The organism is Asticcacaulis sp. P2_C5, from assembly GCF_056404555.1.
This window is the reverse complement of sequence record NZ_JBFUDU010000005.1, coordinates 358,636-375,116: the sequence shown is the minus strand read 5'-3', so window position 1 is coordinate 375,116 and position 16,481 is coordinate 358,636. Positions and strand designations below refer to the sequence as shown.

General features: G+C 60.3%; 13 protein-coding genes. 8 read left to right on the top strand and 5 right to left on the bottom strand.

Translation table 11 applies throughout. The annotated features are described in order from the left end of the window. Positions 1-16: 16 nt before the first annotated feature. A complete protein-coding gene (locus tag AC1DXO_RS11535; protein WP_476978289.1) occupies positions 17-457 on the top strand; it encodes a hypothetical protein in 441 nt (146 codons plus the stop codon). A 3-nt stretch (positions 458-460) separates the two neighbouring features. On the opposite strand, the gene AC1DXO_RS11530 is transcribed toward AC1DXO_RS11535, so the two are convergent. The 3 genes from AC1DXO_RS11530 to uvrB all read right to left on the bottom strand — a co-directional run bounded on the left by AC1DXO_RS11530 (position 461) and on the right by uvrB (position 3,999). Then, positions 461-1,117 carry a DUF3617 domain-containing protein gene (locus AC1DXO_RS11530; RefSeq protein WP_476978288.1) on the bottom strand — a complete coding sequence of 219 codons (657 nt, stop codon included), beginning with the start codon at positions 1,115-1,117 and terminating at the stop codon, positions 461-463. Positions 1,118-1,246: 129 nt separating this feature from the next. Further along, positions 1,247-1,537, bottom strand: coding sequence for a hypothetical protein (locus tag AC1DXO_RS11525; RefSeq protein ID WP_476978287.1), 291 nt, complete (start codon positions 1,535-1,537; stop codon positions 1,247-1,249). Positions 1,538-1,839: 302 nt separating this feature from the next. After that, positions 1,840-3,999 (bottom strand): excinuclease ABC subunit UvrB, encoded by a 2,160-nt coding sequence (gene uvrB / locus AC1DXO_RS11520; protein ID WP_476978286.1) that lies wholly within the window; start codon positions 3,997-3,999, stop codon positions 1,840-1,842. Between the two features lie 675 nt (positions 4,000-4,674). Between uvrB and AC1DXO_RS11515 the strand changes: the two genes are divergently transcribed. The 4 genes from AC1DXO_RS11515 to AC1DXO_RS11500 all read left to right on the top strand — a co-directional run bounded on the left by AC1DXO_RS11515 (position 4,675) and on the right by AC1DXO_RS11500 (position 10,089). Continuing rightward, a complete protein-coding gene (locus AC1DXO_RS11515) occupies positions 4,675-5,811 on the top strand; it encodes a cell wall hydrolase (RefSeq protein ID WP_476978285.1) in 1,137 nt (378 codons plus the stop codon). Between the two features lie 211 nt (positions 5,812-6,022). Beyond that, positions 6,023-7,612, top strand: coding sequence for a sodium:solute symporter family transporter (locus tag AC1DXO_RS11510; protein WP_476978284.1), 1,590 nt, complete (start codon positions 6,023-6,025; stop codon positions 7,610-7,612). Positions 7,613-7,687: 75 nt separating this feature from the next. Continuing rightward, positions 7,688-9,274, top strand: a complete 1,587-nt coding sequence (locus AC1DXO_RS11505) for a tryptophan halogenase family protein (RefSeq protein ID WP_476978283.1) — start codon at positions 7,688-7,690, stop codon at positions 9,272-9,274. Between the two features lie 176 nt (positions 9,275-9,450). Beyond that, complete coding sequence (locus tag AC1DXO_RS11500) at positions 9,451-10,089, top strand: DUF2306 domain-containing protein (RefSeq protein WP_476978282.1); 639 nt, start codon at positions 9,451-9,453, stop codon at positions 10,087-10,089. On the opposite strand, the gene AC1DXO_RS11495 is transcribed toward AC1DXO_RS11500, so the two are convergent. Further along, positions 10,005-11,033 carry a helix-turn-helix transcriptional regulator gene (locus AC1DXO_RS11495; protein ID WP_476978281.1) on the bottom strand — a complete coding sequence of 343 codons (1,029 nt, stop codon included), beginning with the start codon at positions 11,031-11,033 and terminating at the stop codon, positions 10,005-10,007. The two genes, AC1DXO_RS11500 and AC1DXO_RS11495, sit on opposite strands and share 85 nt — an antisense overlap. Positions 11,034-11,103: 70 nt before the next feature. Next, positions 11,104-13,017: a PAS domain-containing hybrid sensor histidine kinase/response regulator gene (locus AC1DXO_RS11490; protein WP_476978280.1), complete on the bottom strand. Its 1,914-nt coding sequence runs from the start codon at positions 13,015-13,017 to the stop codon at positions 11,104-11,106. Positions 13,018-13,434: 417 nt separating this feature from the next. Between AC1DXO_RS11490 and AC1DXO_RS11485 the strand changes: the two genes are divergently transcribed. From AC1DXO_RS11485 to AC1DXO_RS11475, 3 genes are all read left to right on the top strand, one after another. Next, positions 13,435-15,159 carry a methyl-accepting chemotaxis protein gene (locus AC1DXO_RS11485; protein WP_476978279.1) on the top strand — a complete coding sequence of 575 codons (1,725 nt, stop codon included), beginning with the start codon at positions 13,435-13,437 and terminating at the stop codon, positions 15,157-15,159. A 241-nt stretch (positions 15,160-15,400) separates the two neighbouring features. Then, entirely contained in the window at positions 15,401-15,799 is a 399-nt protein-coding gene (locus AC1DXO_RS11480; protein WP_476978278.1) for a hypothetical protein, read from the top strand. Between the two features lie 217 nt (positions 15,800-16,016). Continuing rightward, positions 16,017-16,391 carry a hypothetical protein gene (locus AC1DXO_RS11475; RefSeq protein ID WP_476978277.1) on the top strand — a complete coding sequence of 125 codons (375 nt, stop codon included), beginning with the start codon at positions 16,017-16,019 and terminating at the stop codon, positions 16,389-16,391. Positions 16,392-16,481 lie beyond the last annotated feature (90 nt).

Sequence of the window (16,481 nt, the reverse complement as noted above, 5' to 3'; positions counted from 1 at the left end):
GCACAAGGACTTACGCATGACCAAACCCGCCAGCACCGCCAGTCAACTCGCGACCTTTCTCGCCGACGGCCGCGGCATGGCCATGCTGATCTATGCCCTGCTGTTCTTCATGGTGCTGACGTTCGGCCTGACGGGTATTTTGGCACTGATTCTCACCACATTTGCCGACTCGGACAAGACTCCGGACTGGATCAAGAGCCACTACCAGTTCCAGGCCCGTACCTTCTGGATAGGTATCGCACCGACCCTGGTCATGATCATCATCTTCATGCTGTTCATGCCGGCGATAATCGCTGGTCTGGTCCGCGCAGGAATATCCGAAGAAGCGGTGAAAATCTCGGCCACCTTCCTGACCGTCATGCCGGTGCTGGGCTGGGTCGCTGCCCGCTGCGTCATGGGCTTCAACCACCTGTTCCATAACCGCGCCTATCCCAATCCCAAGGCCTGGCTGGTTTAGGCCTTAGTCGACCACATCGTCCGGGTTGCCCGGCGCAGCGCTGGCGGTCGTATTGGCCGAGCTCCTGGGACGCAGACCCGCCATGTCGAACAGGTTGAACTTGACGCCGTCATTGATCACGTCACCCGGTTGCTGATCCGCTTCGCAGGCGCTCAGCCGTTTGGCGGCCACGGCATAGTTGGTAACGCGGTTGCCCTGCGGCGACTGCGGATTGGTCGTCTGCGAGCGCAGCTTCATCGTGTAGTCGGTTGTGTAGTCGCCGGTGATCGAACCCGAATATTCGTTGCTGACATTATTGCCCATGTCGCAGGCCGCCAGGACGCCCCAGCCGGTATCGACCTTGCTGACCGTCTTGCGGCAGCGGTCACCCGACAGATCGGTGCCCAATATACCAAGATGAAGATCGGTCGCAGCATCGATGCAGATCTGCAGAATCTGCGGCGAATCTTCGCTGCCCTCTTCCGTAAGGGTCATCTCCCACAGGCCTGGGGTGCGCGGCGGTAACGGAATGGCGGGTTTGGCAGGGGCGGGTGCCACGGCAGGTTGCGCCGGAGGCGCCGCCGGTTTCTTGCCACAGCCCGACACCAGACCGGTTAGCCCGATCAGTGCGAACGCAAGAAGCCGCCCCCCAAGGGCCGGTGACCGGCAGGTCAGAACCATGGAAATCCCCTTTACAGAGCCGAATCCTAGGGGAAATTATGAGTCCATGCCAGAGTTATATTATAACCGGCGTTACATGTGCACAGATACTTGCCGACGACTTATCGCCGGCTCAGAACTGTCCCGGACTCAGTTTTTTTTTGAAATCACCTGCAAAGTCTGCAGCGTACGCGGCAGTTCGTCAGCCAGACGACGACAGATTTCACGGGCGCCGATCGAATAGACTTCACCACCATCGGCGATTTCCAGCGCCATCTTGGCCGTCGCGTCGATCAGCACTTCAAACTCGCTGATCTGCTCACGCGCCAGCGCCCGGGCCTCTTCCTGGAGGCGACGAACACGTGACGTGCGGCTTTCGCGCACGGTGGCGGGAGTCTCATCGAAACTCGCCTTGTGTGCCACGTGGGCGGGCAGGCTCATGACCTTGTCTCCGTCGATGACCTGACCCAGCGCAACCTCTTTGGAAACAGGCGGCACCACGTTTAATCTTGTCCTACGCATCTTTTACCCCAGACTCGGTGTCAGTACCGTCAAGTTTCCGCGCACAAGGTTAACAACCTCTTTACCCGGCTCCCTGGCGAGTCAGCCCGACCATTTTGCAGATGCCTTAAAGTCACCTTATTTGAGATAAAAATCCAGTATGAATATTGCGCAACAGGCCTGATTTTTTCGATTCATCGGCAGGTGTGTGACGCCTGCCTCAGGCACGCCGTTGCGCGATTCTAATCGCCACCGATCATGTCCTTGGCGAACTCCAGGTCGAGCAGCTTCAGGCGCTTGATTTCGTCGCGCAGACGGGCTGCCGTCTCGAATTCCAGATTGCCGGCAGCTTCGCGCATCTTCGCTTCCAGATCCCTGAGCGTCGCCTGGAAGTTCGAGCCGAGAAACGGTTTCGTGTCACTCTCCGCCACGCCCATGGGAATCTGGACTCGATCACCCTTCTCGAACGGGCTGTCGATAATATCCGAAATGCCGCGTTTGACGCTTTCAGGTGTTATGCCGTGTTCTATATTATAGGCCGTCTGTTTTTCACGACGGCGCGTGGTCTCGGCCAGGGCCCGCTCCATCGATCCGGTGATTCGATCGGCGTACAGAATAACCCGGCCGTCAATATTACGGGCGGCCCGTCCGATCGTCTGAATCAGTGAAGTTTCGCTGCGCAAAAAGCCTTCCTTGTCGGCGTCGAGAATGGCGACGAAACCGCATTCCGGGATATCGAGCCCTTCACGGAGCAGGTTGATGCCGATCAGCACGTCGAAGGCGCCCAGACGCAGGTCACGAATAATCTCGATCCGCTCCAGGGTCTCGATATCGGAGTGCATGTAGCGCACCCGGATTCCCTGCTCGTGCATGTAGTCGGTCAGGTTTTCGGCCATCTTCTTGGTCAGCACGGTGACCAGCGAGCGATAACCGTGTTTGGCGACTTCACGGACCTCGGCGATGACGTCGTCGACCTGGCTGAAGCCGTCCTTGTGCACCGGGCGGATCTCGACCGGCGGGTCGATCAGGCCGGTCGGGCGAATGACCTGCTCGGCGAAGACGCCTGCGGTGCGTCCCATTTCCCATGGCCCGGGCGTCGCCGAGACGTAGATCGACTGGGGTCGCATGGCGTCCCATTCCTCGAACTTGAGCGGCCGGTTGTCCATACACGACGGCAGACGGAAGCCGTATTCCGCCAGGACGCTCTTGCGCGCAAAGTCGCCGCGGTACATGCCGCCGATCTGCGGCACCGAGACGTGGCTTTCGTCGACGAACAAAAGCGCATTTTCCGGCAAATATTCGAAGAAGGTCGGCGGCGGCTCGCCGGCCCCGCGTCCGGTCAGGTAGCGCGAATAGTTTTCGATGCCGGCGCAGGCCCCCGTCGCCTGCATCATTTCCAGATCGAAGGTCGTGCGCTGCTCCAGGCGCTGGGCCTCCAGCAGCTTGCCCTCGGAGTGAAGTTGCTCCAGCCGCGTCTTCAATTCGGCCTTGATGCGATCGATCGCCTGGTTGAGCGTCGGGCGCGGCGTGACATAGTGGCTGGCGGCATAGATCTTTACCTCAGTCAGGTCGGACGACTTCTTGCCGGTCAGCGGGTCGAATTCCTGGATCGACTCGATCTCGTCGCCGAACATGTTGATGCGCCAGGCGCGATCCTCATAGTGGGCCGGATAGATCTCGATGACGTCGCCGCGCCGCCGGAAGGTGCCGCGTTCGAACGCCTGGTCATTGCGCTTGTATTGCAAAGCGACCAGATCGGCGCGCAACTGGCTTTCATCGATCGACTGTCCGACCTTCAGCTCGAAGGTCATGGCGGTGTAGGTCTCGACCGAGCCGATACCGTAGATGCACGACACCGAGGCTACGACGATGACATCGTCCCGTTCGAGGACCGCCCGCGTCGCCGAGTGGCGCATGCGGTCAATCTGCTCATTCACCGATGAGTCCTTCTCTATATAGGTGTCGGTACGCGGGACATAGGCTTCGGGCTGGTAGTAGTCGTAATAGGAGACGAAATACTCGACCGCATTGTCGGGAAAGAAGGCCCTGAACTCGCTGTAGAGCTGGGCGGCCAAGGTCTTGTTATGGGCCAGGATCAGGGCCGGACGCTGGGTCAGCTCGATGATCTTGGCCATGGTGAAGGTCTTGCCGGAGCCGGTGACGCCCAGCAGGACCTGATCATGCTCATGCGCATTGACGCCTTCCATCAGTTCCGCGATGGCTGTCGGCTGGTCGCCGGCCGGTTCATAGGGCGCCGCCAGGCGGAAACGCCGCCCACCTTCCGACTTTTCCGGACGCTGCGGCCGGTGCGGGACCCAGGTGACCGGGTGGACTGGGTTAAAATCGGCCACAAACGCGCCCGAATTATCGGAGACGCCGGGGTTTTGCGGGGAACGGTTCATGAACGTAACATAAGGCCGAGGGAAAAAAATGAAAGAGAGCGACAAAAATTCCGCGGCTTCTTTTTGCCTGCGACACCTTGACGTAGCCGAAGCGGTGCGAAGTGATTCTGACGCGGTGCAGCGTCAATTCTTGTCAGCGTGGTCTGTAACACGGCGTGATTTCCGTTATGATTCCAGTCCGTTATGCCAACCGCCCCGCCGGGCCTGTACGCAGGTGCGATAAAAATACCGACGAAAGTCACCCTTAACGCATTCTTAAGTTAAGTTTCTCTTCATAAAAATACGACTATAAAGAAAAACCAAATAATAAAGAATCGCTCGCCCGTATAATCAAACCGCTGAATACTTCATTTTACAGGTCAATAGAAATGTTTTAAGCTTCGTGTATAACGCCCTATATGCTTACACATTCCCTATGTGACGATAGGTTAAACTATCCCTAACGGGCTGTTAATCACAATTTAACACATTTGCGCCATATTTGCCCCCTATGAGAGCCGCTTGGCGCGGCCATCCAAGTTCGGTTGCGCCTATCTGACGCTGGCACGAGACGTGAACACCAGAAGGTGGATGTCCCGGTCAGACGCACTTCCCGGGGGGCAGACAGCCCTCGCCACAGAGGACCAGATAGTCTTGGGTTCAATCACAATCGCACGTTATCGCAGACGTGCACTCATGGCGGCAAGTTCCATAGGTATTCTTATTGGCGCATCCATAGGCTCGGCCTATATCGGCGGCGCCCTGGTGCACGACACGACCGCCCGTCATACGGCCGGCCGCATCATGCAACTGGCTTCGGTCAGCGAAGACGGCCGGATCGACGAGGACGACATCCATCGCCTGGAAGCGGCGACGGACTCGCAGCCGGTCAGCCTGACGGCCATGAACATCGCCATGCGCTTTTCGCACTATGCCGGCACGGGCGACGCGCCCAATGTCGCGCTGTCGCAAACCCTGACCACCATCCGGACATCGGACGACCACCGTCTGCAGGGCGCCAGCATCATCCGCGCCAGCCTGGATATTCCCACGGCACCCGTGGTCGCCAATCACGCCTCTCCGGCAGCGTCGGCCTTTGCCTTCAAGGCGCACACCCAGAACGACTCCGACTGCCTGACCCAGGCTGTCTATTATGAAGCGCGTGGTGAAGGCGTCGACGGCATGCGCGCCGTTGCCCAGGTCATTCTCAATCGCGTCCGTCATCCGGCCTACCCGAAGACGATCTGCAACGTCGTCTATCAGGGCGCCTACCTGCGTACCTCATGCCAGTTCAGCTTCGTCTGCAACGGCGCCATGGGCCGTCCGCTGGAAGGCTGGGCCTGGCGCCGCGCCAAAGATATCGCCAATGCTGCGCTCGGCGGCTACGTCATGACGGCCATCGGCACGGCGACCAACTTCCACACCACCGGCGTCAATCCTGGCTGGTCCGGCACCATGGATCGCGTGACCCAGGTCGGCAACCACGTCTTCTATCAGTTCCGTGGCCGCGGCTCGCGTATCGGCGGCGACGGCGTTGTCGTTCCGTCCGATTCCATGCCGCAGGTTATCCAGGCCGGCGACGACGCTGCGCCGATGGAAAGCGATGCCCTGAATGCAGCCCAGGTCGCCATGGTCGACGTACCCGTTCAACCCGCCATGCAGCCGACCACGGTCTCGCCGACCGGTGAAGCGCGCACCCAGTTGATCGCCGCGGTCAACAAGGCCGACACCGCGCCGATCAAGGCGGTTCAGGTCAAATCGACCCTGTCCGGCAAGTCCGCCCAGGATATCACGTCCGAAGTGGCGCTGAAGTCGACGGGCATGGGCCAGTAGGCTCCGCGACAATTTTGATCAAAAGTGCGCCGGGTTCCGATCCGGCGCGCTTTTTTGTGCGCCACACCGTGGTTTCGTATTCATGCCTTCCCAGGGGAAGCGGCCACCCGTCACCGGACGAATAGGCCTTTTCATTTTACGAATCTGTGGTCTAGTCCGCCCACCACTGCCAAACTACTGACAATAGACGGAAAATGACAGGGACGGCACAATGACTCCGGCGCGCACGCTCAGCCTGCTCGATCTTGCTGTCTTCGGAGCCTATATCGCCGTCCTGATCTTCATGGGCGTGCGCGACCGCCATAGATCCCTGAAAGCCCGTGATCATTTCCTGGCCGGACAGTCGGCGTCCTGGCCTAAGATTGGCTTTGCCCTCTACGCCTCGACCATCTCGGCGACGTCGCTGGTCGGCCTGACCGGCAGCGCCTACGCCCACGGTATCAGTGTCTTCAACTACGAATGGATGGCCGCCGTCGTACTGACCATCTTCTGCGCCTTCGTCCTGCCGACCTATATCAAGTCCCAGGTCTTTACCGTTCCGGAATTTCTCGAACTGCGCTACGGCCGCTTTGTCCGCACCTATGTTTCCGGCCTGGCCTGTCTGCTCGGCATATTTCTCGACGCCGCCGGCGCCCTGTTCGCCGGCGCCGTCCTGTTCCAGATCATGGTGCCCGACTGGCCGCTGTGGCAGGTCTGCGCCCTGCTGGCCATACTGGCCGGTGGGTTCCTGATCGCCGGCGGCCTGCGCGCCGTCATCATGGTCGAGTCCGTCCAGGGCCTGATCATGATCGTCACCTGCGGTGCCCTCGCCTGGTTTACCATCGACGCGGCCCATGGCTGGCATACGGTCATGACCCAGGTGCCGGCCGAGAAGCTGAGCCTGGTGCGGCCGCGCAGCGACTACGCCATGCCGTGGACCGGCCTGCTGACCGGTGTGCCGCTCATCGGCTTCTATTTCTGGTGCACATCGCAGATGATGGTCCAGCGCGTTCTGGCCGCCAAGTCCCTGGACCACGGCCGCTGGGGCTCGCTGCTGGGCGGGGCTTTGAAGCTGACCAACCTGTTCCTGGTCATCATTCCGGGCGCCGCCGCCCTGTTGTTGTTTCCCCATCTCGACCATCCGGACCAGGTGTTTTCGCATATCGTCTTCGACATCCTGCCGCACGGTTTGACCGGGCTGATCATCGCCGCCTGCCTGATCTCCATCCTGTCGGGCCTGGCCGGCATCTACAACTCGACCTCGACCCTGATCACCATGGACTTCATCCATCGCCTCAAGCCGGATCTCAGCGAACAGGGCCTGGTGCGCACGGGCCAGATCGTGACCGCGGTGATCATGGTGCTGTCGATCCTGTGGGCGCCGCAGATCATCCATTTCAAGGATACGCTGTGGCAGTATCTGCAGGCGGTCCTGTGCTATTTCGTGCCGCCGATCGCCGCCGTCTTCGTCGCCGGTCTGTTCATCCGCCGCGTCAACAAGGCCGGCGCCGCCGCCGGACTGATCGCCGGGACGACGGCCAGCATCGTCCTGTTTGCCGACGCCATCCATTTCCACGCCATCCCGATCCATTTTCTCGACGCTGCCATGGTCATCTTCCTGATCGCCATGGCCGCCATTATCGGCGGCAGTTTCCTGGCGCCGGCGCCCGACGTGGTCCGCATCGCGCCGCTGATGTTCTCGAAGGACGTGTGGCGCGCCGAGACCGAGCATCTGAAGACCGTCAAATGGTATCAGAATTATCGCGTCCTTTCGATCGGCCTGCTGGCGGTGACCGGGGCGATCGTCGTCTGGTTCCGTTAAGACGGTCGATATCTTGCTGTCCTCTGGTATGCATGGTATAGTACCAATTCAAGCCCACATGCATAAGAATCGTACATGGCCCCACCTCGTAAAGTCCTGATCTGCGGCGGCGGCACGGCCGGCTGGCTAACCGCCGCCTATCTGGCCAAGGTATTGGGTCAAGGCGGCCCTACCAGCCCGCAGATTACCCTGGTCGAGTCGCCGGAAATCGGTACGATCGGCGTCGGCGAGGGCAGTTTCGCCACCATTCGCACCACCTTGCGGACCCTGGGGCTCGATGAAGCCACCTTCCTGCGTGAATCGACGGCCACCTTCAAACAGGGCATCCGCTTCGTCGACTGGGAAAAGACGCCGGAAAACGGGCGGCACAGCCACTATTTCCATCCCTTCGATCCGCCCTATCCTGTCGAGGGCGCCGGCCTCCTGCCCTACTGGCTGTTGCAGGACGAAAAGACCCGCGTGCCGTTCGCCCAGGCCGTTACGCTGCAAAAGCGCGTGGCTGAAAACCGCAGCGCCCCAAAACGCCTGTATGAGGACCGGTTCGGCGGCGCCCTCAACTACGCCTACCATTTCGATGCCGCCAAGCTGGCGCGCCTGTTATCGCGTCATGCCAAGACCCTGGGCGTCACCCATCTGCAGGGGCGGATCACCGACGTGCGCCTGGGCGATGACGGCGCCATAGCCGGCGTGATGACCGACAGCCATGGCGAACTGATCGCCGATCTCTATATCGACTGCACCGGTTTCGCCTCGGTGCTACTGGGCAAGGCGCTCGGATCGCCGTTCAAATCGGTGCGGCGGCAATTGCTGACCGATCGCGCCATCGCCTGCCAGGTGCCCTATCCTGAGCCGGACGCGCCGATCGAAAGTTATACCGTGTCGACCGGTCACGAGGCCGGCTGGACCTGGGACATTGGCCTGAACGCTCGCCGCGGCGTCGGCTATGTCTACAGCTCCGACCACAGCAGCGACGATCGCGCCGAGGAAATCCTGCGCGCCTATGTCGGGCCCACGGCGACCGATTTCACGACACGGGTCATCAAGTTCGATACCGGCTATCGCGAGACCCAGTGGATCAAGAACTGCGTTGCCATCGGACTGTCGGGTGGTTTTTTCGAGCCGCTGGAAGCGACCGGCATCATGATGATCGAGGTGGCGATCGGCATGCTGACCGAATATTTCCCCCATGCCGGACCGATCGATGCCAATGCCGCCATCTTCAACCGGTTGATGACGCTGCGTAACGAGAAGCTGGTCAATTTCCTGAAGCTGCATTACTGCGTCACCAAACGCCAGGAAACCTTCTGGCGCGAAAATGCCGATCCGGCGACAATTCCCGACGAGTTGAACGAACTGCTGGCCATGTGGAAGTACCGCATGCCGTCGCGTTTCGACATCATGGACGACATCGATACCTTTGCTTACTTCAACTACCAGTACATTCTGTACGGCATGAACTTCGCGACCGATATCTCTGCCCAGGCGTCCAGCCACCCCAAGGCCGCCGAAGCCAAGGCGATCTTCGACAAGATCCACATGATCGGCGAACAGGCTGTCCGTGACCTGCCCTCGCATCGCGCCCTGATCGACCAGGTCTATCAGCACGGTTACGCCGAGCGACCGGGCAAACCGACAGACCGGCTTATGTCGGTCAAGCGATAAGCAACCTATACATCCCTGAAAATTCGAAGAATTTTTGGGAATGTATAATGAGGAGCGATAAGAGGGGGCAAATTCCCGGGCAAAATTCCGCTCCCTGTAACTGAGCGATTTCTGAAATCGCGCAGCCACGGCCGCACATAGGTGATGTCACCGAAGCTCCATTTACGGAGCGCCGCATGCCATCCCTTCATAGTCTCAATATCCTGATTCATGTCACGACGGGCTGCATCGCCATTGTCCTGGGCCTTGTCCTGCTGGCCCGTCGCAAGGGCGACGCGATGCACCGCCGGCTCGGCAGGATCACCGTCACCATTGTCGCCATCAGCATGGTGGCAGCCCTGGCCGGCGCCGTTCTGTTTCGCGGCAAGGCCGATCTGCTGGGTGTTACCCTGCTGGTCAGCTATCACCTGTGGGCCGGCATTCGCGCCCTGCGGCTCAGGGACAATGGCCGCCGGCCCGCCGACCTGCTGCCTGCCCTTGCTATGCTGGTCCTGGCAGCCGGTCTGCTGGCACTGTATCGCAGCGGCACGGCCGTCAACTGGGAGCCCGCGCGGGTCTATGCCACGGTCGGCGGCGTGGCCTTTTACGGCGGCTGGGATATCCTGCGCACCGTGTTTCCGACCAACTGGCGGCGGCGGCTCAACCCGGCCGAACACGCTTTTCGCATGACCAGCCTGGTCGGCGCCCTGGTGTCGGTCGCCGCCGGGACGCTCCTGCCCGGCTATGCCCTCTATGCCGCGCTGGTGCCGTCGGCCCTGGCCGTGGTCGCAGCCGTTGTGTTCGCTGTACGCGCCGCCTTGCGCGCCGCGCGATAAAGGCTGGGCGTCGTACCCTCGGCCATCCTGAAGGCGCGGTTGAAAGCCGACAGCGAACTGTAGCCGGCCTCGACCGCCAGACTCAGGAGGGTATCGCCGTCGCGCGCCGGGTCATCGAAATGTCCCTTGATTTCGGCCAGACGCCACCGGGCGACATAGGTGCTGAAATGGCCATCGCCTTCCCCGGCATGGATGACCTTGCGCAGGCGGTGTTCAGGGATGTCGAGCCGGCGCGCCAGTCGCGATAGGGTAAGGCCTGGGTCGCGGTACAGGTTTTCGGCGCTCATGACCGTGCGCAGGCGTGTCAGGAGTTTCTGTTCACGATCATCGAGCGGACGCGGCACGGCGGGTGCGGCCTGCGTGATGGGCGCCAGAAGCTGCGGGCCGAAGGCGGCGGCTGTCAGGCACAGGCCCAGCACCGCCACGGCGCCGACGCAGGCTGCGAGATGCCCGTAGCCGAAGGTGGCGGCCAAAGATACGGCGAGGCTAATCCCGGCGCCCAGGACCAGAAGCCACAGCCGCAGGTGACGGCGCGCCTCGACCAGGTCGTCGGGCAGGCCGCGCCACACCACAAGCGTAGCATCGGCAAACAGAAACAGGCTGAGCATATCGAACCCGCGCGCCGCCCATCCCAGATGCGGCCAGACATAGCCCAGCCCACCTTCCAGCACGAGCAGGGCCGCCAGAACGGCGTCAAGCCAGGCCGGATCCCGGCGCATGTCAAAGGCGGCGCGGAAGGCGCGATTGCACAGGATCGGGCCAGTGAAAAGCACCGGCAACAGGATCTGAAACTGCCGCGTATCGGCCTGGAACAGGAACCAGGCGGCGCCGGCAGCCAGGCACAGCGCCAGATCGCGATGCCCGGGTAAGCGGACCTGCCGCGCGCTGAGCGCCGCCGTCATCAGCAGGGCTGCCGAGGCGGCCGGAAGCAGAAGGTCGATCATGGGGCCCTGCCGTCAAGAGGCCGGCACAATGGGCGGCTTCCCGCCGGCATGCAACCGGCAAGACGCCGGCTCACGCTTTTACGGTGGCCTCGGCGTTCAGATAGCGCGCCAGCAAGGCGCGTAACGACACGGGGTCGAACGGCTTGGGAATGAAGTCGTTCATGCCGGCCTGGAGACACAACGCCTTGTCACGATCGAGCACATGCGCCGTCATGGCGATGATAGGGGTCGGCTTGAGGTTTTGCTCGTCTTCATAATCGCGGATCAATTGCGTGCTTTCAAACCCGTCCATGCCCGGCATCTGGATGTCCATCAGGATCAGGTCGAAGCTGCCGCGCTCGGCCTTGCGCAACGCCTCCATGCCGTTTTCCGCGATGTCGTAGGTGTAGCCGAGATGTTCCAGCAAGGTTGTCGCCACCATGGTATTGGGCGCGTAATCTTCGACGACCAGGACGTTATGATGAGGGCGTTCGGCGCCTTGGCTTTGCGGTGCCAGCAAGGTCTGTTGAGCGGCGTTCTTCAGGGTCAGTTCGACCGTAAAGGTCGAACCGAAACCCGGCCGGCTGACGACCGAGATGGTCCCGTTCATGGCGCGTACGATCGACTGGCAGATCGACAGTCCAAGGCCGGAACCGCCATAGCGGCGCGTCGTCGAAGCGTCGCCCTGGACGAACTTGTCGAAGATAATCCCAGCCTTGTCATCCGGGATGCCGATACCGCTATCGGTCACGTCCAGGCCCAGCACCGTTTCGTTCGGGCGTTCGTCCTTGATCCGCAGCGCAACCTCTATCTGGCCCGTTTCCGTGAACTTGACGGCATTGGACAACAGGTTGGTGATGACCTGCTGCACGCGCAACGGGTCGCCGATATAGCGGTCCTTGAGGTTGCGGTCATACGACACCCGGATCGGCAGATGCTTTTCCTGTGCCTTGAGCTGCACCTGGATGACGGCATTTTCAACCAGTTCGGCCGGATTGAACTCAATCGCTTCCAGGTGCAGGCTGTCGCTTTCGAGTTTCGAAAAATCGAGCAGGTTGTTGATCAGGGACAGGAGATTTTCACCGCTCTGGCCAAGCATCGAGACGCAGCGCCGTTCCTTGGGATTGAGGTTTTCCGACAGGCTCAGTATGTGGCTCAGGCCGATCACAGCATTCAGCGGCGTGCGCAGTTCATGACTCATATTGGCCAGGAACTCGTCCTTGCGACGGTTGCTGTCGCGTAGCGCGCGGTCATTGTTCTTTTGCTCGGTGATGTCGCGCGCCACCTTGGTGGCCCCCAGTATGCGTCCGGCGGAGTCGAACAGCGGCGATACCGTCAGGGATATCTCGACGGCGTCGCCACATTTCGTGCGACGGACCGTTTCGAAATGGTCGACCTTCTGGCCCGACTTGATCTTGCCCAGTATCGCATGTTCCTCGTCTATCCGGTCCGGCGGCAGGATCAATCCGATATACTGGCCGATTGCCTCGTCGGCCGTGTAGCCGAATATGCGTTCCGCCGACGGATTCCATGACGTGATCACGCCGTCGAGCGTCTTCGAAACGATCGCGTCGTCCGATGCATCGACAATGGCGGCCAGGGAGGCGCGTAACCGGTCTGCCTGTTTTGCGGTGGAGATGTCGCGGGCGATCTTCGATACACCGACGACGTCACCTTCGCTGTTCCGAATAGGTGACACCGTCAGCGATATATCGATAAGGCGCCCATCTCGTGACTGGCGCACGGTCTCGAAATGTTCCAGGCGCTGGCCGGACTTGACCTTGCCGATGATGATGAATTCCTCATCCTGGCGATCCTTGGGGATGATCATGCTGATATGGCGGCCGATCGCTTCGTCGGGTGTGTAACCGAAGAGACGTACGGCGGCGCCGTTCCATGAGGTTATGACGCCGTCCAGGGTCTTGCCGATAATGGCGTCGTCCGAGGACTCGACAATAGCGGCCAGATAGCTGTCCAGTGCCTTGTCACCACTGCTTATCGTCATGACGCTTCCCGTCGTCTCCCGCATATCCGCCGGTACAGGATTGGTCTTGTGTTTGAAAACCCGCCGCGAATATCGCTAAAGTGCCTGCGAAATAATAAGAGCGCCATACGTATCGTTTCCTTACGTCCGTAACCCTCCAGAATCATTCACTCTTTGCACTATTTACAGCAGGTCGGCGTCTGACCGTCCGCATTGTGTGCCGCCATAGGCGGACGATCGGTACTGAGCCGGCATTTGTCGTAACAATCCTGATCTTGTTAGGATTTCAACAACCTTAATCTGACAGGTTGTCGCGAAAGCTTGTCTTAACCATGAGTCGCCTGGGCCTGAATGTGCCCAAAGCGCCCCGCGGAATAGGCCAGGTTCACGAAAACCATAACCATTACTGCCACACATCCTTAGTAGTCAGGGGCCAAAATGACGAAATCAGGCAAAACCAACTCCGGCGGCGGGTTCAAGATCTCGAACTGGCCGTTTACCGTAAAATTCATGGCGCCCGCGGCGGTCGCCACCGCCATCATGGCCGTTCTCACCTGTGGTGCGATCTATATCATGAACGGTCAGGGCAAGACGATCGACGGCATCAACAACCAGGCGCTGCCGCAAATCGTCAAGGTCGGCGACATCAAGGCCGCGATCAAGGAAGCCAATGGCAAGCTGTTCCACGCCCTGGCCACCAAGGCGACGGACCCGACCGCCAACGCATCGGCAGAAGTCAACAAGGTCGCCGAAGACCTGGGCAAGATTTCGGAAACTCTGAAGACTGACGCCGCCTCGGACACCAATGATGGCCAGAAGAAGCTGCTGAACGACCTGAACAAGGAAGTGAAGAGCTATAAGGAAGCCGTCGAATTCGCTGGTTCCGTCATGGACGTCGACTTCGCCTCGGTGGCGCCGCTGATGTCGCAGTTCGACGACGGCTACGCCAAGATGTCGCAAATCTCGGATCAGCTGATCAGCGCCAATGTCGACACCGCCAAGCAGGCCGGTACAGACGCCCAGAAGGCCCAGGCCGCCGGGATCACCTTCCTGACCATCTTCGCCGGCGTCATGGCCGCCCTGTCACTGGGCATCGCCTTCGTTTTCTCGCGCGTTACCGTGACCGGCATCAACCGAATTGCCAAGACGACCGAAGAACTGGCCAACGGCAATTTCAATGTCGACATCAATGCCCTGGCCCGTCGCGACGAACTGAAAAGCGTTGTCGACAGCCTGAACGTGTTCAAATCGAACGCCGAGGAAAAAGAACGCCTGTCGGCCATGGAGGCTGCTACGGCCAAGACCCGCGAAGAACGTGCCCGTCAAATGTCGGAGCTGGCTGAACGCTTCCGTCACGAAGCCCAGGACATGTTGGACGCCCTGTCGTCGGCTGCCTCGGACCTCGATGCCAACGGTCGCACCCTGCTGACCATCGCTGGCGAGAACGAACGCCGTTCGCAATCGGCCGTCTCGTCGATCCGCAATTCGGCCGACAACGTCCAGAACGTCGCCTCGGCGACCACCGAACTGTCCGCCTCGATCGGCGTCATCGGTGACCAGGCCGTGCGCTCGGTGGAAATCGCTGCCGAAGCCGTGTCGGAAGCCGACCGCACCAATGAATCGATGGCCGAGCTGTCCCGCGCCGCCGACCAGATCGGCGAAGTCGTCGACCTGATCAACGCCATCGCCCAGCAGACCAACCTGCTGGCGCTGAACGCCACCATCGAATCCGCCCGTGCGGGTGAAGCCGGCAAGGGCTTCGCGGTCGTCGCCTCGGAAGTCAAATCCCTGGCCCAGCAGACCGCCAAGGCGACCGACGAAATCCGCGAGCGTATCAAGGACATCCAGGGCGCAGCGCAAAACGGCGTCAACGCCATCCGCGGCATCGGCGAGACGATCAAGCACATGAACGAGATCGCCTCCAGCATCGCCGACAGCGTCCACCAGCAGGGCGATGCCACCAACGAGATCGCCCGCAACGTCAACGAAGCTTCGGACGGCACCACCATGGCGTCAAGCTCCGTGGCGCAGTTGTCGGCCTCTGCCGCCGATACCGAAAAGGCATCGACGGAAATGCTCGGCGCAGCCAACCAGCTGACCAAGCGAACCGAAGCGATGAGTGAGAACATTCGCCGCTTCCTGTCGGAACTGACAGCGGCCTGATACGAGAAGACCGGTCCGCGTGGCCCCGCGGACCGGTTAAATACAACAGCTGAAAATGACGGAGATGCCTTAGGGCCTCTCCGTTTTTTTGCGCTTTAATGCGTGAAATCTATTGCAGCGCAACATTGATTCACATGAAATTAAATACTGTGGCAGTTAAATTGCGTCGGTCCGTTACCACAAACGGACAGCGCTCCTCCCCGAAGCGTCCTCACGCGTACCCAATGTGAAAGTTTGCAAAATGCAGAAAACCGCGCCTCACAACGCATTTGTCCGCAACAGCCTGGTCGCCGCTGCCATTCTGTCGCTCTCAGCAGTCGCCGGCCATGCTCTTGCCGAATGCGACGAAGATCAGGAAGCCGCCGCCGGTAAAGCCGTTGCGGTCGCCGCCGGCGAGAAAGTCAGCGCCGCCGTTACCGTCCAGGGCAAGCAGATGGTCAATATCGACGCCTGCGAACCCCGCCTGGGCGTCATGGACGTCAGCTTCAAATACAATTTTCTCGGCGCCGATGGCCTTTACTGGGTCCAGGGCAGCGCCAAGGTCAAGGGCGCCGTAGTCTCCGAATTCAAGGTCACGCAAATGAGCCCCAATCTGGCGGCGGCCTCCGCGGCCAAGGGCGTGAAGCTGGCGTCGAACTAAGATTCAAGCGGGAAGGTTTGTTTGGAATTTTCCCGCTTTTTTTCGCACCTGCGAATAGAACTTGGCTCCGTTAACCCTTGCCCCCTTACCTTTCAAGGCGTCCGCCGGGCCGCTGTTAAAGTTGTTTAACAAAACATAAGTATAAGAATTTACCGAATATTTTCCAATATACCCTAATATCGGTGTCACCCTGAAGAACCTCACGGAGACACAACAGATGAAAAAGACGCTTCTTATTACCGCTATCGTCGCAGGCGCCCTGATCGCGGCCCCGGCCTTCGCCAGCCCCTGCACCGAAGATCAAGAGTCCGCTGCCGGCATGCTGGCCGCCGGCGTCGGCAAGGATACAGTGGCCAAGGTTGTTGCCGTTACCGGCAAGCAAATGGTCAATATCGAAACCTGCGAATTCCGCGGCGGCAACTATCAGGTCGATTTCAAATACAATTTTCTGGCGGCGGACGGCCTGTACTGGGTCGAACTGTCCAGCAAGTTCGGCGGCGACGGTTCCGGCGCCGTGACCAAGGTCGTCAAATCCAGCCCCAACATGGCGGCTGCCGAGACCAAGGCTGGCGTGAAACTGGCGGCCAACTAGGCTTGACAGCGTCCTGCGAGACCTTGTGATTCCAGGCTGAGATGACGATCGTCATCGCCACCTGGCAAGGCGCGCCAGAAAGCACCCATT